The organism is Blautia hominis (assembly GCA_002270465.1).
GTDB lineage: Bacteria > Bacillota > Clostridia > Lachnospirales > Lachnospiraceae > Blautia > Blautia hominis.
In genome coordinates this window covers 720,029-740,378 of the sequence record NQOF01000001.1, presented here as the reverse complement: position 1 = coordinate 740,378, position 20,350 = coordinate 720,029, and the positions used below count along the sequence as shown (strand labels likewise).

The following is a 20,350-nucleotide window of genomic DNA, read 5'->3' as shown; positions in this document are numbered from 1 at the left end:
TATACACCTGCAGCCCACCCATCCCCTTTGCACTTCCCTGGTTTTTTAAGGCGGAAGTGGGAAAAGCAGGTTACTTTAAGAAATATGAGGCGGTCAGTGTGATATGGGATAGAATGTGTCATAATTGTACATTGGGAGGTGGGCTGCCGGGCACGGGTGTGGGGTGAGGATAATTCAGATTGCTGACAGTGGGGAGTTTAGGGGGCCTTGTGTATCAGGAGGGAATCAATTATAATAAAGGAAATGGTAAAGGGGGTGGTTCTGTGAGAAAGAGAATACCGGTTGGGTATGAGGATATGAAACGTTTGATTGATGGGAATATGTATTATGTTGATAAAACATTGATGATCAAAGAGCTGATAGATATGGCTGGCTGCGTGAATTTGTATACCAGGCCGCGGAGATTTGGTAAGACGTTGAATCTTAGTATGTTACGGCGTTTTTTTGAAATGGAGATGGGGGATGACGGGAGTAGGATTGACAATAGTTATATATTTGACAACTTGAAGATTTCGTCATACGGGGATGTATATATGTCGCATCAGGGACAGTATCCGGTGATCAATCTTTCTCTTAAATCTGCAAAACAGCCTACCTATGAGAATGCCTTTAAATGTCTGAGAGATGAGATCGCAGCGGAATTTGGCAGACATGATTATGTTCTGGGCACGGACAGTATGACGGAGCATGAGAAGAAACGATTCAAAATGATCATGGAATGGAAGGCAGAGGATATCGAGTATGCAAGGGCACTGGAATTCCTTTCAGGATGTCTTGCAAAATATCACGGCAGAAACGTGATCATACTGATTGATGAGTACGACGTTCCTTTGGAAAATGCATATTTTGAGGGATTTTACGATGATATGATCACATTTATGCGCTCTCTTTTTGAGTCAGCGCTGAAGACGAATCCTAATCTGGAGTTTGCAGTGATCACCGGTTGTCTGAGGATCAGCAGGGAGAGTATCTTTACGGGGCTGAACAATCTGGAAGTTTTTTCTGTGCTGAGCCCCGGATATGCTGACTGTTTTGGATTTACAGAGGGTGAAGTAAAAGAAATGCTGGCTTATTATGGGCTGGAATGTAAGTTTGAGGAGCTGAAACATTGGTATGACGGTTATCAGTTCGGCTCTGCGGAAATTTATAATCCATGGAGTATTGTGAACTATATTAAAACAGCTACAATAGATTTCCACGCGTATCCAAAAGCTTACTGGTCTAACACTTCCTCCAATCATATTATCCGTGAGCTGGTGGAGGAAGCGGATTTTGAAACCCGGGAAGAAATTGAAAAGCTTATAGCCGGGGAGGCCATAGAAAAACCGGTACATGAGGATATTACTTACGGTGATATCCGTGAGTCAGCAGATAATCTGTGGAATTTTCTGTATTTTACCGGATACCTGAAAAAGTCAGGGGAAAAACAGGTACAGGAGATCATATATCTGGATCTATCCATTCCAAATGCTGAGATTCGTTCTATTTACCGAAATACGATTCTCACATGGTTTGACAAAAAGATAAGAAAAACAGACATGTCATCCCTCTTTGCGGCAATGGAGAACGGAGACTGTGAGACTATTGGACGTTTTATTTCAGATCAGTTATTGGATACGATCAGTTTCTTTGATTATGCGGAAAATTATTATCACGGTTTTCTTACCGGGCTTTTAAAAACGTCACAGAAATATAGTGTCTATTCCAATAGGGAGAGCGGAACCGGAAGGTCAGATATTATTCTGAGAACACCCTCCGTCAGAGGCGGAGCTGTGATTCTGGAGCTAAAAGTGGCACGTGATTTCGGAAAAATGGAGGCAGCCTGCAAAGAAGCGCTTTTACAGATTGAGGAGAAGGACTATGCAGCGTCTCTTCGGTCAGACGGATACTCAAATATAAAGAAATATGGTATTTGTTTTTATAGGAAAGAATGTCTTGTTATGAAGTAGGAAAGAAAGTCTTGTTATGAAGACGGGATGATTCCTGTTTACGGAACCGGCAGTTTATCAAAAATTTTTGACAAACTGCCGGTTTTGTCTATAGTAAAAGCAGTCCCGGCATAGTATGATGATAGTATAAAACAGTGCGAAAAGGAGGGATGCGGGTATGGGAGAATTCCGTACCATTGAAGTAAAGCGGAGCATTTTTGATAATAATGACAGGCAGGCTTTGGAACTCCGCAGAGAATTGAAGAAGGAGAAAGTGTTTCTTTTAAATCTCATGTCTTCCCCGGGTTCAGGCAAGACTACAACTTTGCAGCGGACCATTGAGGCATTGAAGGCGGAAATGAGAATCGGTGTTATGGAGGCGGATATCGACTCGGATGTGGATGCCCGCACCATAGAAAATCTGGGAGTGAAGGTGATACAGCTCCACACAGGCGGCATGTGCCATCTGGACGCGGACATGACCAGGCAGGGGCTTGCGGCTATGGGGACTGGGAATGTGGACCTGGCTGTGCTGGAGAATGTGGGGAATCTGGTCTGCCCGGCGGAGTTTGATACGGGGGCTGTGAAGAATGCCATGATCCTGTCTGTTCCGGAGGGGGATGACAAACCGCTGAAATATCCGTTGATGTTCTCTGTATGTGATGTGGTGCTGATCAATAAGGTGGATGTGATGCCTTACTTTGATTTTGATCTGGAAAAGTGCAGAGAGAACATCAGACTCCGCAATCCTAATGCAAAAGTGATCCCCATCAGTGCCAAGACAGGGGAAGGTGTGGATGTCTGGGCAGATTGGCTGAGAGCAGAAGTAAAAACCTGGAGAGAAGGAGCGTGATCATTTTTCACAGAGCTGTTGAATGGAAGGACTGTGAACAGAAACAGGGTGTAACAGTTCAGACAAGCTGAACCATTACGCATCCAGCCATTAAAAATCGCTTCGCGATGAGCCGGATGCCTGCTGGTACTACTTTTTCATACGGTCAGCGCAGTAAATGCGCAGACCTGTCTGAACTGTTACAACAGGGTAACTGCAGAATGGTATAGAAAGGGTGGGTTAGTATATGGCAAATTTAAGACCGAAAATTGTAAAACTGGCAAAAATGGTGGGCGGTGTTGCTGGGGCAATGAACCGGATTGATGAGAAGGCTCCGGAATATTATGCACTGAATGCCGTGGTGACGGATGATATGGCGGATGTGGCCCTGGTGATGGGGCTTCGCCAGCCGCGTACCTTTGAGTATATTGTGGAAAAATGCGGAAAGAGCAGGGAGGAGACCAAAAAGCTTCTGGACCGGCTTACCTACACAGGTGTGGTTAAGGTCTGGACCGATAAGAAGGATAAACGGGACAGGTACTTTATCAACATTTTTGCGCCGGGTATGCTGGAAATGATGGTAAATAACCGGGAACAGTTAGCCGCGCACCCTGAGATCGGCAAGGCTTTTGAGGAGTATACCAGAAAAAGGATCGCGCCTATGGCCCCTCTTTTTCCGGAAGGCATGGCAATGATGCGTGTGACTCCTGTGGAGAGCGCCATAAAGGATCTGCCCGGAGTTCAGCCCTGGGAAAAGCTGTCTTATTATCTGCGGAAATATGATACGTTCAGTGTGTCAGACTGCTCCTGCCGCCAGTCCAGAAAAGTGCTGGGCGAGGGCTGCGGTCATTTGGAAAAGGACATCTGCATCCAGATGGGAACCGGAGCGGAGTATTATATCAGGACGGGAAGAGGCCGTCAGGTAAGCCGGGAGGAAGTGCTTAAAATCCTCAAATTCGCGGAGGACAATGGCCTGATGCATGAGATGCCTGCTACAGACGGCCTGGGGGAATCAGCAGCAATCTGTAACTGCTGCAGTTGTTCCTGCTTTTCCATGCGTATTGCAACCTTATTCCGCACCCCGGATGCCATCCGCTCCAATTTTACCGCGGAAGTGGATCCGGAGGAGTGTGTGGCCTGCGGCCAGTGCGTGGAAAACTGTCCCACAAATGCCCTGAAGCTGGGACAGAGACTCTGTGCCAAAAATCCGGTTCCAAAGAAAGAGGAACCCACAGCCAGAGACCATGTGTGGAGCAAAAAGAACTGGAATATGGACTACCGCGAGAACCGGCAGGATGTGGCCGAAGAGGGGACTTCTCCCTGTAAAACAGCCTGCCCAGCCCACATTGCGGTGCAGGGATATATCAAGCTGGCTGCCAGAGGAAAATATAAAGAAGCCCTGGAGCTGATTAAAAAGGAAAATCCCTTCCCGGCTGTCTGCGGACGTATCTGCCCCCACAGCTGTGAGGATGAATGTACCCGCGGGGATATTGATGAGCCCATCGCCATTGATGAGATCAAGAAGTTTATTGCAGATAAAGAGCTGGACAGTGATGTGCGCTATGTTCCGCCAAAAAGGTATCATCTGGGCAATAAAATAGCAGTTATCGGCGGCGGTCCTGCCGGACTTTCCTGCGCGTATTACCTTGCCATCGACGATTATCAGGTGACTGTCTTTGAAAAACAGGAGAAGCCGGGCGGTATGCTGGCCCTTGGAATTCCCTCCTTCCGTCTGGAAAAAGAGGTGCTGAATGCAGAGATCGACGTGCTGAGAGAGATGGGCGTGGAGTTTAAGACCGGTGTGGAAGTGGGAAAAGATGTGACACTGGATGAGCTGAGAAAACAGGGCTACGAGGCATTTTACATAGCAGTGGGTGCTCAGGGCGGGCGCAGGCTGAATGTGGAAGGTGAGGACGCTTTGGGTGTGGTATCCGGCGTGGAATTTCTGCGTGAAGTGAATCTGGGCCGAGGCCGGACGCTTTCCGGGAATGTAGTGGTAGTAGGCGGCGGAAACGTAGCCATAGATGTGGCCCGCACGGCAACAAGGCAGGGGGCTGACACCGTTAATATGTACTGTCTGGAGAGCCGGGAGGAGATGCCGGCCCTGGATGAGGAGATCGAGGAAGCAGAAGCTGACCAGGTGGAATTCCAAAACGGATGGGGACCAAAACGTATTTTGACGGAGAACGGAAAAGTGACTGGCGTGGAATTTATGCGCTGCGTATCCGTGTTTGACGAGATGCACCGCTTTGCTCCAAAATATGATGAGGAGGATACCATTACGGTTCCTGCAGACACGGTTCTTCTCTCCATCGGACAGTCCATTGAGTGGGGCGGCCTTCTGGAGGGCAGCAAGGTGAAACTCGGACGGGGAAATACGGCACAGGCAGACAGCCTGACCTATCAGACCAAGGAACCGGATGTGTTTGTGGGCGGTGACTGTTGTACCGGGCCTAAATTCGCCATTCATGCTATCGCGGCCGGAAAAGAAGGGGCAATATCCATTCACCGGTATGTACAGCCGGGACAGACCCTGACTTTGGGACGTGATAGAAGAGAATACCACGCATTTGATAAAAATAATGTGGCTGTGGACTTGAAGAGCTTTGACAATACACCAAGGCAGCGGCCGGCTCACGCACAGGAAAAGAAGGGGACCTTCCAGGATGACAGGATGACATTCACGGAGGAACAGCTGAAAAAAGAGACAGAGAGATGCCTGGGCTGCGGTGCCGTACAGGTGGATTCCTATATGTGCGTGGGATGCGGCATGTGTACCACAAAGTGTAAATTTGACGCCATCCATCTGAAACGTACCGGCCATTCTAAGCCGGATTTATATGAGAAGCTTCCTGTGAAGATAGCGGCAAATGCGGTGAAGAGGACCGGAAAGATCGCCGCCTCCTCCGCAAAAACTACACGGAGAAAGGACTGATCCTATGCACGAACTGGGAATCCTGGATGCCATGATCCACACCATTGAGGATGTGGTGCGGGAGGAAGGGGCAGAAGAGGTGGAACGGATCGTTCTGGATGTGGGGGAACTCTCCGGAGTTGTGCCCAGATATCTGGAAGAGTGCTGGCCTGCCGCCAGATATAAGACCTCCATGGAGGAGACCGAACTGGAGGTCTGCGTGGTGCCCGGTATGGTAAAGTGCCGGGACTGCGGTAGGGTCTTCAATGCCATGGAGTATGATATGCGCTGCCCCGGCTGTGAGGGGCAGCAAATGGAGATCCTATCGGGAAATGACCTGATGATCAAAGAAATATTATGTAAGTAGGGGGAATGGGTATGTTTGCATTTTATGAGGGTGTTCCCACAGCGCTGGTACTGCTTGTGTGGCTGTGTGTGTTCGTAAGCCTCTTTGCGCTCAATGAGGTGACCAGAAGATTTAAGTGGGTGGGCTTTTCCGCCTTTGTGATCCTGCCGGTGGTGCTGACGATCCTGTGGCTCACAGCCTTCAAGGATACGGCGTATATGGACTGGTTCCATTTGGCAAAGGTGTACTCCTCCACTGCGGGCTGTATTGGTTTCTGGTGCATCCGGCATGTGAAGAAACTGTCATCCAACCGGATCGCCCTGTGTTTTCCGCCTCTGATCCTGGCAGTCAATATCTGTGAAGCTGTGCTTCGGGACTTTGAGATTGGAAGATATGTGACTCCGGTCATGGAGTATACCAACAACCAGACACAGTATTATATCGGCGGTGCCTGGAATTACATGAACGGCATTGCGGGGATCCTGAATATCATCACCATTACAGGATGGTTTGGCATCTGCATCCGGGCAGTCACGAAAAAGGATGGAAGCAAAGATATGCTCTGGCCGGATATGATGTGGTTCTGGATCGTAGCCTATGATCTGTGGAACTTTGCATACACGTACAACTGCCTGCCGACACATGCCTGGTACTGCGGGTTTGCCCTGCTGCTGGCGCCTACCGTATGTGCGTTTACAGTGGGAAAAGGAGCTTGGCTGCAGCACAGGGCCCACACGCTGGCACTGTGGTGTATGTTCGCCCAGACCGTGCCTGCTTTCCAGGACGCCAGCCGGTGGATGGTACATTCCACATCCAGCAAAGCCATTGCAGATGCCGCGGTTTCCCAGGGGTATGTGGCGGCGGACGGTTATACCGCGCTGGTGGAGCCGGGCATTTACCAGCTTGCGTCAGCAAATCCCAGCACAACGGCACTGTTTGTTGTGAGCCTTCTTGCACTGCTTGCAAATATAGGAGTATTCGTCTATATGATCCTGCATATCCGCAAGACAAAACGGAATCCGTATAAGACAGACCTGTACTTGGATCTGCCGTCATATAAGAAGATCAAGGCGCTGGCAAGATCCTGACTTTTACAGGAGAAGAAATAGACAGCAGAATCAAAATCTGCTATAATAAAGCATCTGAATAACAGGTGTGCCCAGCAATTGGAAGACTGCCAAAAAAGGTTCTTTGAAAGGAACCTTTTGGCGGTCTTTTTTTGCGGGGATTTACAGGTCCTCCGTATTGGAAATGAGCATATTGTGCTATTTTTGAGTGTATACTCCATATTAAAATCAGAAGCATTTTGCTATAATTTTTAAGAAAAGCAGGTGACTTCGTGCAAAGGAGAGAAGGAGGGATGGCACATGATTGCAACGAACGAGGGATATGCCAGGCCGGAGTATTTTACCAGGACTGCAGCAGCGGACAGCAGAAGGAAAGAATTTGACATTAAAAATCACTCTCTTATTTATACGGACCAGAAGCCGGACTTCCTGTTCATTGGGGACTCCATCACCCATTACTGGGAGTTAAATGCATATTTTAATCTGCCGGGGCAGCTGATCGTGAACAGGGGAATCGGCGGAGACACTACGGAATATCTGAAAAGGCGGTTTTATGCAGATGCATTGCAGTTAAAACCCAGGTACTGCATAATGGGCATTGGCATTAATGATTCCATTGAACTGGAAGGGGACTATTGGAGAAGGCTGGAACCGACACCCTATGAGGAGGTCCTTACAGCCGCCCAGAGAAATATAAGTGATATTATACGCCAGACAGAAAGTACGGATACCACTTTGATCCTCACCTCCCTGCTGCCGATACACATTCCGGTATCATTAAATGAAGCGGTCCGAAAAAGATATATCAAAGAGATGAATGCATGGCTGGCGGCGACAGCCAGAAGGAAAAAGCTTATATATGTAAATTATTATCTCACCACCACCTTTCCGGGAACGGACAAGCTGCTGGGGGGCATTACTTATGACGGTCTGCATCCCAACGCAAGAGGGTATGAAATTATGGCAGCAGTCTTGAAGAATACGCTGCATCAATACAAGATCAATCTGTAATATCACACAGGGAAAAATATCAGGAGGAAAGTACCATGATTTTTGATTCTATCAGGAATAAGGAAAACTACAGAGAGTATGAAACACTCTATACGGTTCTGTGCTATTTGGAGGGCCTGCACCGGGGAGAACTTCCTCACCCCAACACCGTGATCGCTGAACATAAAATTTTCTGCAATCCTGTTTCCTTCACATCAAAACCGGAGGAGGCATGTATTTATGAAGCGCATAAAAAGTACATAGATCTACATTACATTGTGTCAGGAAAAGAGAGGATCGCCACAGCGGATGTCAGATCACTGGATGAGACGGTGCCCTATGATGCGGATAAGGATATCGGGTTTTATAAAGGCCGTGCGTCCGGACACAGTCTGCTGAAACCGGGTGATTTTATGGTGTGCTATCCCAGTGATGCCCATATGGTGGCAATGATGGAGGATAAGCCGGAGAAGATAGAAAAAGTGGTGGTGAAGATACGCGTGCAGTGAACACGGCCATTGGTCCGTGACTGGGAAGGTACGGAATAAGCGGGCAGTTAACAGAGTAAGAGAAGGGACGGGCAGCTATAAAGTGCAGATAGATAAAAGTATCTTCACTGATAGCTGTCTTATTTATTGCAGAAAGCGGATGCATAAAAGGATACAAGGGGGATTACGGCATGTCAGTGATTGACAATATACGTTTTACGTTTCTTTACATTGATCTGTACTCCATGGGAAGAACATGGGTATACCCGGAATCAGTGATTCCGTATAATATTTTTCGTTATATTGTGAAAGGGAAGGCAGAATTCTGCATTGATAATGAAGAGATCCTGGTGGAAGAGAACCAGATCGTGTACATACCCAGCGGGTGCAGTATGTCCTGCCATGCACTCAGCGATACATTTGAATTTTTCAGTATCCGTTTTACTACCTCTGTTTTTTATGAGGGAGAGGATGTTTTAAAAGAGTATTACGGAATACCGAGAGTTACGGAAAATATGGGCGAGGACAGTTTTTTCAGAGAGATTTACAGATGGGTGAAAACAGAACACACAGCCAAAAAGTGTTTTGTGCGTGGATATCTGGATCTGCTCATAGGCTCCCTTTCTGTCAGAGGAGAGAAAATAGACAGAGAGAAAGGGGAGATTAAAAGCGCGGAGTATGATTTGGAAAAAATCAAAAAAAGAGCCATGAAAACCAAGAAACAGATTGATTCAAGGGTTCAGATAGTGGCAGATTATATCGTCCTGCACCCGAAAGAAAGATACACTCCCGAACGAATGGCAAACATGGCGGAACTGAGCAAACAGAGGTTCAGCAGCCTTTTTAAAGAAAATATGGGGAAAACACCCATGGAATATGTGAGGGAGATCCGCCTTACCACTGCGGCAAGAGCTCTTTTGGTAAGCAATGACAATATCAATGACATTGCCTATGAGGTGGGGTATGAGGATGCCAATTATTTTATCAGGGAATTTAAGTCAGCGTTTGGGTTTACGCCCAATCAATATAGAAGGGTGGCAAGAGAATAAGATAAGTGTCCAGTGCTATTATTGAGCGTTTGGTTAGTAGATGTACACAAAAAAAATAGGTAAAATATACCTATCATTAACATATTGATACGGCCGATATCAAAAATAGAATCAAAGTGAGCAGAAAGGAGAGCTTTATGAAAAGAAATTTGGCAATATTGTTAGTGGGGACGATGATAGTTTCCGCCATGCTCGCAGGATGCGGACAGAACGGCAGTACAGAAAGTGAACAGACAACAGCAAAAACAGGGGAACTGAAAGGTGACATTACCTTTTGGCATTCTTTTACACAGGGGCCCCGTTTGGAGGTTATACAGGAGACGGCAGACCAGTTTATGAAGGATAATCCGGATGTGAATATCACCATCGAGACTTTTTCCTGGGGTGATTTTTATACGAAGTGGACCACGGGCCTGGCTTCAGGGAATGTGCCGGATATGAGTACAGCGCTGCCCGGACATGTTGTGGAGATGATGGATGCAGAGGCTCTGGTTCCCCTGGATGATCTGATCGACGACATAGGAAGAGATAAGTTTTCAAAGACCGCTCTGTCAGAGGGAGAAAAAGATGGTACCTGTTATTCCCTGCCCCTGTATTCCCACGCGCAGGTTATGTGGTACAGAAAAGATTTGCTGGAGGCAGCAGGTCTCCAGGTTCCTGTAACCTGGGATGAATTTGCAGAGGCAGCCAAAACACTTACGAAAGACGGCGTCTATGGCTGTTCTTTCCCCTGCGGTTCCAATGATCTTATGGGAACCCGTTTCCTGAACTTCTATGTGAGAAGCGGCGGCGGGAGCCTTCTTACGGAAGACCTGAAAGCAGACTTGACCAGTGACCTGGCTATTGATGGTATTAATTACTGGCTGGATATTTATAATAATTGTTCCCCCAAGGATTCTGTAAACTATGCGGTGTTAGACCAGGCAACTCTGTTTTACCAGGGAAAGACGGCCTTTGATTTTAACTCCGGTTTCCAGATCGGCGGTGTTGAGACCAACTCTCCTGATCTAGTGGACCAGATTGACTGTGCGCCTCTTCCAAAGATAAATGCAGATGATCCGGACTATGGCGCGGAAACTTCCAATATCCCTATGGTGGTGTGGCAAAACTCAGAGCATCCGGAAATATGTAAGGAATTTATTAAAAAGTTATACGAGAAGGATACCTACATCAAATTCCTGGAAGCAACCCCGGTGGGAATGCTGCCATCCATTACAGGGATTGCAGATACAGCAGAATACAAAGAGAATGAGACGGTACAGAAATTCTCCAATGCCGTAGATGTTATCACTAAGGCCATGGACATGGGAACCGCCATAGGATTTGAACAGGGACCAAGTGTCCAGGCAGGCCTTCTCACGTCCCAGGGAATCATAGAGAGCATGTTCCAGGATATTATCACAAACGGAACAGATGTAAAAGAGGCTGCACAGGCAGCAGAGGACAAACTGAATGAGGTATTCAGCACTGTAGAGTGATTTTGAATACATAGCATGTTACCGGGGACTGCCCAACCCACCACATAAGCGGGCAGTCCCATCCCTAAGAAAGGCGGCATTTTAGTGAATAGAAAAGTAAAATTTGATTATGCCCGCTGGATTTTCGTACTTCCTGCATTGCTGGTTGTGGGGATACTGCTCATATATCCGATCTTTTCCAGTTTATATTACAGTATGACCACCAAGCATCTGATTAAAGCGACATATGATTTTATAGGATTAGAAAATTATAAAGCGGTTTTATCGGACTCTAATTTTTATAAGGCATTTTTCACATCCATACTCTGGACAGTAGGTTCCCTGCTGGGACAGTTGTTTATTGGGTTTACGGCGGCATTGGCGATCAACCGGGTAAAGATCGGAAAAGGTGTTTACAGAACCCTCATGATCATTCCCTGGGCCTTTCCCTCCATTGTTATCGCACTTTCCTGGAAGTGGATACTGAACGGTGTTTCAGGGTTCCTTCCCAATATTCTTGTCCAGTTGGGCATCTGCAGTGAACTCCCGCAGTTTTTAAGTGACAGCAGCCTGGTGTTTCTGACATTGATCTTGATCAATGTCTGGTTTGGAGCACCTATGATCATGGTAAATGTGCTGTCCGCGCTGCAGACGATCCCCCAGGACCAGTATGAGGCGGCTCAGATTGACGGCGCTTCCAAATTCCAGCAGTTCTGGCATATTACAGTGCCCCATATTAAGATCGTGGTTGGTCTGCTGGTGGTCCTTCGTACAATCTGGGTATTCAACAACTTTGATATTATCTACCTTCTCACAGGCGGCGGTCCGGCAAATGCCACAACCACGGTACCTATTTATGCCTACAATATGGGCTGGGGAACCAAACTTCTGGGCAGGTCATCTGCAGTTACCATGCTCTTGCTGGCCTTCCTGCTGCTGGTTTGTGTGATCTACTTTACAATTATCGGAAAATGGGAAAAGGAGGACAAGTGATGACGAATCGAAAAGAAAAGATCGGCAATGGGCTTTGTCATGTATACCTGATCCTTTTGTCCTTGATTGCCTTTTTCCCCTTAGTGTGGGTTTTACTGTGTTCCGTAAAATCCTCAGGAGAACTGACGGCAAATCCAACCCGCTTTCTGCCGAAAGAATTTACCCTTGAAAACTTTGTCCATGTGATCAAGGATTTGGGCTTCGCGGGAAATATCAGCAACAGTTTGATCATTGCGGTGTCCACCACCTGTATTGCCATTGTGATCTCATCCATGGCGGCCTATGGGATCGTGAGATTCTTTCCGAAGCTGGGCTCTATTATGTCAAAGGTTCTGGTGGCAACGTACATGTTTCCGCCAATCCTGCTGGCAATCCCATACTCCATGGTTATGGCAAAGCTGGGGTTTGTCAACACCAGAGTGGGCCTTGTCATTGTGTATCTCTCCTTCAGTGTGCCGTATGCGGTGTGGATGCTGGTAGGCTTTTTCAAAACCGTTCCCCTGGGTATTGAGGAGGCGGCAAGAGTGGACGGGGCCAATAAGGTCCAGACTTTTGTGAGGATCGTACTTCCCCTAGTCATGCCGGGGATCGTGGCAACCGCCATCTATACATTTATTAACGCATGGAATGAATTTTTGTATTCTTTGATTCTTATTAACAGCACAGATAAAATGACTGTGTCCGTAGCGCTGAAATCCCTTCAGGGTTCTGAGATCCTTAACTGGGGAGATATGATGGCAGCCTCCGCCCTGGTGGTAGTTCCGTCTGTTATCTTCTTTATGTTCATCCAGAATAAGATCGCAGGCGGCATGACGGATGGAGCGGTAAAATAATACTGAATATATTTGGAGGTAATGGATATGAAAACAATAGGATACGCAATTGTGGGAACCGGTTATTTCGGTGCAGAGCTTGGACGTATTATGAAAGAACAGGAAGGCGCCAAAATTGTGGCGGTCCTTGACCCGGAAAATGCGCAGACTGTGGCAGAAGAACTGGGATGTGATGTGGAAACAGATTTAGATACCCTGTACAGCCGTCAGGATGTGGACGCAGTGATCGTGGCAACACCTAATTATCTGCACAAAGAGCCGGTCATAAAAGCAGCGGAACACGGAGTAAATGTTTTCTGTGAGAAACCTATTGCACTGAGCTATAAAGACTGCGATGAGATGGTAAAAGCGTGCCAGCAGCACGGCGTTACTTTTATGGCAGGACATGTTATGAATTTCTTCCGGGGCGTGCGCTACGCCAAAAAGCTGATCAATGAGGGCGTGATCGGAAAAGTTCTGTACTGTCATTCTGCCAGAAACGGCTGGGAAGAACCGCAGCCAACCATTTCCTGGAAAAAAATCAGGGAAAAATCAGGAGGGCATCTGTATCACCATATTCACGAATTGGACTGTGTACAGTTCCTGATGGGCGGGATGCCGAAAACAGTCACCATGACAGGGGGAAATGTTGCCCATCAAGGAGATGAATTTGGTGATGAGGACGACATGCTGTTTGTAAATATGGAGTTTCCCGACAACCGTTACGCGGTATTAGAGTGGGGTTCAGCCTTCCACTGGCCGGAACATTATGTGCTGGTCCAGGGTACAAAGGGGGCTATCCGTATTGATATGTGCGACTGCGGAGGGACCTTGAAAGTGGACGGAAAAGAGGAGCATTTTCTGGTGCATGAATCCCGGGAAGAGGATGATGACCGCACCAGGATATATCACGGAACCGAGATGGATGGGGCCATTATGTATGGAAAACCAGGCAAAAAACCGCCTATGTGGCTGCACAGTATTATGAAAAATGAGATGAAATATTTAAATGGGATCATGCACGGAGCAACAGCCGATGATGAGTTCAGACCCCTGCTGACAGGTGAGGCAGCAAGAGCAGCCATCGCAACGGCAGATGCATGTACCAAGTCCAGATATGAGAACCGCAAAGTGCAGTTGAGTGAAATAATAGGAGATTAAAGGTATGTATAAATTCAGGAAAAGAATCGTTGTATTTGCAGTTGTATCGGCAGTTTGTGCTGCTTCCTTCAATGTATATGCAGCAGTGGACAGCCGGAATTTATCAGAAACAGCAATAGAGACAGCAAAGAGACGGGAAAATACTGGCCTGCAGGAAGCAGGGACAGGGCAGGGACGGGAAAATATAGCCCTGCAGGAAGCAAAGACAGCAGAGAGACAGGAAGATACTGGCCTGCAGGAAGCAGAGACAGGGCAGGGACGGGAAAATACTGGCATGCAAAAAGCGGAGACAGAGCAGGGACGGGAAAATACTGGCCTGCAGGAAGCAGAGACAGAACAGGGACGGGAAAATGCAGCCCTGCAAGAAGCAGAGACAGCCGAGGAACAGGAAAATACTGGACTGCAAGAAGCAGGGACAGAGCAGGAAACCGGGAACACAGAGCTTGTGGAAACAGCAATGGGAACGCCTGTTTTAGAAGCGGATAATATAGAGATCCGGGAAGGACAGGGATATCGTCTGGATGAAGAGCAGGGAGCGGAATCTGTAAAAGCGTTAACTCAGGGTACCATTGTTATTTCTTATCAATCCACAAGCCAAAATGCCATTCAGTCTTTGTTCAGTGTGGGAAACAGCACGGCAGGGAACCAGAACAGACATTTCCATATCTATGTGACAAGTTCCGGTGGTGTGGGTATGGAGCTGAGAAATACGGATGGAGTGTTTAAATATACCCTTGACAGACCGGCAGCAGTCCGCGGCCTCTATAAGGGGGAAAGAGTGTTTAATACGGTTGCGTTCAAGGCGGATGCGGAAAATAAACAGTATAAGCTGTTCGCCAACGGAGAATTGCTGGCGGTATTGGACGAGGATGATTTTAAATTTATCAGTGACATTACCGGAGTGGACAACGTCACTTTGGGAGGAACCATGCGTCAGGGCAGTGTGGCTTATCCTTTTGGAGGGACCATAGGAAACATCAAAATATACAGTGATGTCCTCTCTGATGAGGAATTGATCGGGACAACAGGAGAGACGGCTTACGCAGAAAATATTTTCTACGCGGGGGACGCTACACGATCCAATTATTTTAGGATACCCTCCCTGCTGACGTTGGATTCCGGGACTGTTTTGGCTGCGGCAGATGCCAGATATGGCGGAACCCATGACTCCAAAAGTAAGATTAATATTGCGTTTGCCAAGAGCACAGACGGGGGAAATACATGGGGAGAGCCCACACTGCCGTTAAAGTTTGAGGATTACGTGGCAAAAAATATAGACTGGCCCAGGGATTCTGTAGGGAAGAATGTACAGATCCAGGGGAGCGCTTCTTATATTGACCCTGTATTGCTGGAGGATAAGGAAACGAAAAGAGTATTTCTTTTTGCGGATCTGATGCCCGCTGGAATTGGCAGCTCCAATGCCTCTGTAGGGTCCGGTTTTAAGGAGATAGACGGCAAAAAATATCTGAAGCTCAGATGGCATGAAGATGGAGCGGGTGTTTACAATTATTCTGTCCGTGAAGACGGTGTTATCTATAACGATGCCACAGGTGAGCCAACCGAATACACGGTAGACGGGGAATATGATCTTTACCAGAACGGAAATAATCTGACCTGCAGACAGTATGATTATAATTTTGAAGGTTCGACTCTTTTGGAGACCCAGACGGATGTAAATGTAAATATGAACATATTTTATAAGGATTCCGTTTTTAAGGCGTTTCCAACAAATTATCTTGCCATGAGATATTCGGATGATGAGGGAGAGACATGGTCTGACCTGAATATTGTCAGTACCTTTAAGCCTGAGGAGTCTAAATTTTTAGTAGTGGGTCCCGGTGTCGGCAAGCAGATAACAACAGGTGAATACGCGGGAAGGCTGCTGGTTCCCCTGTACTCCAAATCTTCGGCAGAGCTTGGATTTATGTACAGTGATGACCATGGGGATAACTGGACTTATGTGGAGGCGGATGACCGGACAGGCGGCGCCACAGCAGAAGCACAGATCGTTGAGATGCCGGACGGCTCCTTAAAAACATATCTGCGCACAGGCTCCGGTTATATTGCGGAAGTCACAAGCGTTGACGGAGGAGAGACTTGGAGCGACAGAGTCCCATTGACAGGGATCAGTACAACTTCTTACGGCACACAGTTGTCCGTTATCAATTACTCTGAACCTGTTGACGGAAAACCGGCCATAATCCTGTCTTCACCAAACGCCACAGAGGGCCGGAAGAACGGTAAGATCTGGGTTGGTCTGATCAATGACACAGGGGAAACAGGGGTCAATAAATATTCTGTGGAATGGAAGTATAGCTATGCCATTGACGATCCGCAGATGGGGTATTCCTATTCCTGTCTGACAGAACTGCCAAGCGGCGAGATTGGCCTGCTGTATGAAAAATATGATTCCTGGTCACGAAATGAACTGCATTTAAAGAACATACTGAAATATGAGAGATTCACAATAGATGAATTGATTGGGCAGTAAAATTGAGCAAAATCCTGTATCGGGGATCCTTCGCCGGTCATTAAAATCGGTTGGCTTATGAATCATTAAAATCGGCTGAGTTATGAATCATTAAAATCGGTTGGCTTATGTATCATTAAAATCGGTTGACTTATGACATTAAGATCGGTTGACTTATGAATCTTGACAAATAAAAAGTCATGTTATATAATGACAGCGTTCATCGGAGGTGAACCATTCGTAAAGAAATGGTAACCGGATAAGATGCTGGCTGAGATGCCTGCTTCTTATCCGGTTTTTTTCCGGTAAAAATGAAAATTCAGTACAGCGTTGTGTTTATCTTGCGGTAAAGAGTGCTTGATATCCGCGTCAGAGGTGTGTGCGAAGCGACTTCATAGAGTGTCTATGACCAGCTTTACGGGCGCGGTCCCGGCGCGGACAGCGGGTGATGATGACTGTGGGATTCATGCAAGGCTGTACATACAGGAGAGGAAAGATATCATGAGTGAAGGACAGAATTTTACAAAGGGAAAGATCCTGATGCCCCTGGTTAAATTTGCTTTGCCGGTGCTTGCAGCTATATTTTTGCAGACTATGTACGGGGCGGTGGATATGCTGGTTGTAGGGCAGTTTGCCCAGGCAGCAGATGTATCGGCAGTCTCCACAGGAAGCTGGCTGATGCAGCTTATCACGGCTTTTGTGGTGGGGATCGCCATGGGTACCACCATTCTTCTGGGAAGAAAGATCGGTGAGGGGAGAGCAGAGGAAGGCGGAAAGATCATTGGCGCCAGTATCATGCTTTTTATTGTCATCGGTGTGGTGATAACGGTTCTTATGGAAGTGTTTGCTGTGCCTATTGCCAAGATCATGCAGACGCCCCCGGAGGCATTTGAAGCTACGGTTTCTTATGTGAGGATCTGCTCGGCAGGGGCGCTTTTTATAGTGGCGTATAATGTGATCGGCAGTATTTTCAGAGGGCTTGGGGATTCTAAGATGCCGCTTGTTACAGTGGCGATCGCCTGTGTGTTTAATATTGCGGGGGATCTGCTGCTGGTGGGTGTCTTTGAGCTTGCCACCGCGGGGGCGGCGATTGCCACTGTGCTTGCGCAGGTGCTGAGTGTGGTGATCTCCCTGCTGATCATCAGGAAGAGGAAGTTTCCCTTTGTCTTTCATAAAAAGGATATTGGTTTTGACAGGAAGCGTATGGGGGAAGTGTTCCGGCTGGGATTTCCTATTGCGTTTCAGGATGTTCTGGTGGGGATCTCATTTTTGGCGATCACGGCGATTGTCAATTCCCTTGGGGTGATCCCGTCTGCCGGAGTGGGTGTGGCGGAGAAGCTGTGCGGGTTTATTATGCTGGTGCCGTCAGCGTTTAATCAGTCTATGGCGGCGTTTGTATCCCAGAATATGGGTGCCGGAGAAACAAGAAGGGCAAAGAAAGCGCTGTTATGTGGGATTGGGATGTCTGTGGCCGTGGGTGTTTTGATGGCTTATGGGGCATTTTTCCATGGGGATATTCTGTCCGGGGTTTTTGCCAGGGACGGGGAGGTTATCGCGGCTTCGGCGGAGTATCTGAAGGCGTATGCCATTGACTGTCTGCTGGTTTCTGTGATGTTTTGTATGATTGGGTATTTTAATGGGTGCGGGAAGACTTTGTTTGTGATGGTGCAGGGGATCGTGGGCGCTTTTGGGGTGAGGATTCCGGTGTCGTTTCTTATGAGCCGGATGGTGCCGGTTTCACTGTTTGGGGTGGGGCTGGCGACGCCTTGTTCTTCGGCGGTGCAGATCGTTTTGTGTGTGGGGTATTTCTTTTGGGTGAATCGGAAGGTGGCTCACGGATGAAGGTGGGGCACGGATGAAGGTGGATCACGGATGAAGGTGGCTCACGGACGTCACTATAGATAGGAGGCCGGAGGGCTGGTCGGTCCGTGGGGCTTCCTCCCAGACAGCACCTCCGTCGGCAAGTCCTGCTAAGCAAAAATGGAAGTCCCAGGCAAGGCACCGGACAGAACCGCTGTCCAGCCTTTATGGCTGAACAGCTCAACTGTCCTGAAATTCCGGCTGGTAACCGGAATTTCTCCTTGCCTGGGACTTCCATTTTTACTAAGCAGGTCTAAGCCTCCTGCGGAATGCTGCCCGGGAGGAAGCCCCACGGACCGACCAGCCCTCCGGCCTCCTATCTATAGTGACTGGTGGTGGGAACGGGAGGATGGGAGCGTTCATTTGGTATGTTACGTCGGTATGGTTATGAAGTGGTATGGCCATGAAGCGTTTTGGTCATGAAGCGTTATGGCCATGAAGTGGTATGACCATGAAGCGTTATGGCCATGAAGTGGTATGTTCATGAAGCAGTATGGCCATGAAGCGTTTTGGTCATGAAGCGTTATGGCCATGAAGTGGTATGACCATGAAGCGTTATGGCCATGAAGTGGTATGGCCATGAAGCGTTTTGGTCATGAAGCGTTATGGTTATGAAGCGTTTGGTTACTAAGTGGTGAGGGTGTTATAGGGCGGAGTTACTGGGGGACAGGCCGGTTTAGAGGTTTTGGGAGCAGAGGATGGAGATGTTGGCGGCGGTGTCCTGGGTGGGGGGGAGTTTTTGTTTGTGTAGGTAGTCTCTTAGGTAGATCAGGGGGAGGTAGCCCTGGCGGTGGAGGTCCTGGGAGATGGAGAAGTCTATGGTTCCATCAGTGAGGAGAGATTTCGTGTGTTCTGACATGTCATGGCAGATAATACGGAGTTCTCCTTTTTTTTGGGCGGTTTCCACGGCTTTGGTGCAGCCGGCTACGCTGCGGTTGGCCATGTAGATGGCTTTTATCGTGTCGTCCTGCTGGAGGGCGGTGAGGACTTTTTTGTAGGTGAGCTGGTAGTTGTTGTAGGTTGCTATGACCTGGATTTGGTCGTGGGGGAAACCGATCTCGGCCATGCGGGTTCGGAAACCGTCCAGACGGGCGCGGTGGCCGTCAAACTCCAGGTTGCCTGCTGCGGCTAGGATCTTGCCCGAGGCGGGGATGCATTTGCTGATGAGTTCGGCCGCGATACGGCCGCTTTTGTTGTAGTCCTGACCGATGAAGCAGAGCCGGTCTGTGCCGGGTAGGTCGCTGTTGAAGGTGATGACAGGAATGTCATTTTCGGTGAGGGATTGGATCTTTTGTTCAATGGCGGGGTCGTTCATGGTGCAGACCGCAGCGCCCTGAATGCCTTCTTTTAGCAGAGTGTCCAGTTTTTCAATGCTTTCCTCCGGTATGTCGGTTTCACATTCTTCAACTAGGATTTTTACATGGAAGTCTGTAAGCTCTGCCTGGGCAGCTTCTATGCCGCGCATGATTTCCCAGCGGAAATGACCGGTCCAGTTGGGTAAAAGCACACCCAGCTTGATCGGCGGAAAACCCTGGCCGAACAGGGTTTTTTGATATGTGCTTCGGGGTGTGAGGTAGCCTGTTTCCTGAATGGCGGCCATGACTCTGTCGTATACATCAGGACTTACGTGGGAACGGTTGTTGAGAACACGGTCAACCGTTCCACGGGATACACCTGCTTTGTCGGCAACCATCTGTATGGTTGGTTTTTTATTTATCATGTTTCCTCCTGTTTCTTTATGTCTATGTGTACGTGCTATTGCACGGGGTGAAGTTTTCAGTGTGTGATGTTTTATAAATGAATTTTATCATATGGGGAAGTGGGTTGTAAATAGGGGAATTGGTTAAGTTTAACAATGATGGGAGGCAGGAGGACTGATAAAATGGCATGTTCAAAAGCACAAAATTGTGAAATGTTGCTAAAGATGAAAAAAAGAGAGGCAGAATGTTGACAAAACGCTGTGGATTTCCTATAATTGTAAGT

15 protein-coding genes are annotated in these 20,350 nt (G+C 47.8%); 14 read left to right on the top strand and 1 reads right to left on the bottom strand.

What is annotated here, in order from left to right:
* Positions 1-263: 263 nt before the first annotated feature.
* The 14 genes from CI595_RS03420 to CI595_RS03355 all read left to right on the top strand — a co-directional run bounded on the left by CI595_RS03420 (position 264) and on the right by CI595_RS03355 (position 18,349).
* The gene (locus tag CI595_RS03420) at positions 264-1,949 is read left to right on the top strand and encodes an AAA family ATPase (RefSeq protein ID WP_095172370.1); all 1,686 of its coding nucleotides are present in this window, start codon (positions 264-266) and stop codon (positions 1,947-1,949) included.
* 157 nt (positions 1,950-2,106) lie between these two features.
* Positions 2,107-2,781, top strand: a complete 675-nt coding sequence (gene hypB / locus CI595_RS03415) for a hydrogenase nickel incorporation protein HypB (protein WP_095171707.1) — start codon at positions 2,107-2,109, stop codon at positions 2,779-2,781.
* A 226-nt stretch (positions 2,782-3,007) separates the two neighbouring features.
* Complete coding sequence (locus CI595_RS03410; protein WP_095171705.1) at positions 3,008-5,695, top strand: FAD-dependent oxidoreductase; 2,688 nt, start codon at positions 3,008-3,010, stop codon at positions 5,693-5,695.
* 4 nt (positions 5,696-5,699) lie between these two features.
* Positions 5,700-6,041 (top strand): hydrogenase maturation nickel metallochaperone HypA, encoded by a 342-nt coding sequence (locus tag CI595_RS03405; protein ID WP_065542911.1) that lies wholly within the window; start codon positions 5,700-5,702, stop codon positions 6,039-6,041.
* An 11-nt stretch (positions 6,042-6,052) separates the two neighbouring features.
* Positions 6,053-7,108 carry a DUF5692 family protein gene (locus CI595_RS03400; RefSeq protein ID WP_095171703.1) on the top strand — a complete coding sequence of 352 codons (1,056 nt, stop codon included), beginning with the start codon at positions 6,053-6,055 and terminating at the stop codon, positions 7,106-7,108.
* A gap of 279 nt (positions 7,109-7,387) precedes the next feature.
* Positions 7,388-8,098, top strand: coding sequence for an SGNH/GDSL hydrolase family protein (locus CI595_RS03395; protein ID WP_095171701.1), 711 nt, complete (start codon positions 7,388-7,390; stop codon positions 8,096-8,098).
* A gap of 35 nt (positions 8,099-8,133) precedes the next feature.
* A complete protein-coding gene (locus CI595_RS03390; protein WP_095171699.1) occupies positions 8,134-8,586 on the top strand; it encodes a NanQ anomerase/TabA/YiaL family protein in 453 nt (150 codons plus the stop codon).
* Positions 8,587-8,756: 170 nt separating this feature from the next.
* Complete coding sequence (locus CI595_RS03385) at positions 8,757-9,614, top strand: AraC family transcriptional regulator (protein ID WP_187143994.1); 858 nt, start codon at positions 8,757-8,759, stop codon at positions 9,612-9,614.
* Between the two features lie 137 nt (positions 9,615-9,751).
* Positions 9,752-11,092, top strand: coding sequence for an ABC transporter substrate-binding protein (locus tag CI595_RS03380; protein WP_095171696.1), 1,341 nt, complete (start codon positions 9,752-9,754; stop codon positions 11,090-11,092).
* An 84-nt stretch (positions 11,093-11,176) separates the two neighbouring features.
* Positions 11,177-12,064, top strand: a complete 888-nt coding sequence (locus CI595_RS03375) for a carbohydrate ABC transporter permease (protein ID WP_095171694.1) — start codon at positions 11,177-11,179, stop codon at positions 12,062-12,064.
* Positions 12,064-12,897 (top strand): carbohydrate ABC transporter permease, encoded by an 834-nt coding sequence (locus CI595_RS03370; protein WP_095171692.1) that lies wholly within the window; start codon positions 12,064-12,066, stop codon positions 12,895-12,897. Before CI595_RS03375 ends, CI595_RS03370 begins: the two co-directional genes overlap by 1 nt.
* A 27-nt stretch (positions 12,898-12,924) precedes the next feature.
* Positions 12,925-14,037: a Gfo/Idh/MocA family protein gene (locus CI595_RS03365; protein ID WP_095171689.1), complete on the top strand. Its 1,113-nt coding sequence runs from the start codon at positions 12,925-12,927 to the stop codon at positions 14,035-14,037.
* 4 nt (positions 14,038-14,041) lie between these two features.
* Positions 14,042-16,528 (top strand): sialidase family protein, encoded by a 2,487-nt coding sequence (locus tag CI595_RS03360; protein ID WP_243135089.1) that lies wholly within the window; start codon positions 14,042-14,044, stop codon positions 16,526-16,528.
* 480 nt (positions 16,529-17,008) lie between these two features.
* Positions 17,009-18,349: an MATE family efflux transporter gene (locus tag CI595_RS03355; RefSeq protein ID WP_095172367.1), complete on the top strand. Its 1,341-nt coding sequence runs from the start codon at positions 17,009-17,011 to the stop codon at positions 18,347-18,349.
* Positions 18,350-19,043: 694 nt separating this feature from the next.
* Here the strand turns inward: CI595_RS03355 and CI595_RS03345 are convergent.
* Positions 19,044-20,087, bottom strand: coding sequence for a LacI family DNA-binding transcriptional regulator (locus CI595_RS03345; RefSeq protein WP_243135088.1), 1,044 nt, complete (start codon positions 20,085-20,087; stop codon positions 19,044-19,046).
* Between the last annotated feature and the right edge of the window lie 263 nt (positions 20,088-20,350).

Coding starts and splice junctions, on each gene's coding strand:
- hypB (WP_095171707.1), top strand. CDS start 2,107: ATGGGAGAATTCCGTACCATTGAAGTAAAGCGGAGCATTTTTGATAAT.
- CI595_RS03410 (WP_095171705.1), top strand. CDS start 3,008: ATGGCAAATTTAAGACCGAAAATTGTAAAACTGGCAAAAATGGTGGGC.
- CI595_RS03405 (WP_065542911.1), top strand. CDS start 5,700: ATGCACGAACTGGGAATCCTGGATGCCATGATCCACACCATTGAGGAT.
- CI595_RS03400 (WP_095171703.1), top strand. CDS start 6,053: ATGTTTGCATTTTATGAGGGTGTTCCCACAGCGCTGGTACTGCTTGTG.
- CI595_RS03395 (WP_095171701.1), top strand. CDS start 7,388: ATGATTGCAACGAACGAGGGATATGCCAGGCCGGAGTATTTTACCAGG.
- CI595_RS03390 (WP_095171699.1), top strand. CDS start 8,134: ATGATTTTTGATTCTATCAGGAATAAGGAAAACTACAGAGAGTATGAA.
- CI595_RS03385 (WP_187143994.1), top strand. CDS start 8,757: ATGTCAGTGATTGACAATATACGTTTTACGTTTCTTTACATTGATCTG.
- CI595_RS03380 (WP_095171696.1), top strand. CDS start 9,752: ATGAAAAGAAATTTGGCAATATTGTTAGTGGGGACGATGATAGTTTCC.
- CI595_RS03370 (WP_095171692.1), top strand. CDS start 12,064: ATGACGAATCGAAAAGAAAAGATCGGCAATGGGCTTTGTCATGTATAC.
- CI595_RS03365 (WP_095171689.1), top strand. CDS start 12,925: ATGAAAACAATAGGATACGCAATTGTGGGAACCGGTTATTTCGGTGCA.
- CI595_RS03360 (WP_243135089.1), top strand. CDS start 14,042: ATGTATAAATTCAGGAAAAGAATCGTTGTATTTGCAGTTGTATCGGCA.
- CI595_RS03355 (WP_095172367.1), top strand. CDS start 17,009: ATGAGTGAAGGACAGAATTTTACAAAGGGAAAGATCCTGATGCCCCTG.
- CI595_RS03345 (WP_243135088.1), bottom strand. CDS start 20,087: ATGATAAATAAAAAACCAACCATACAGATGGTTGCCGACAAAGCAGGT.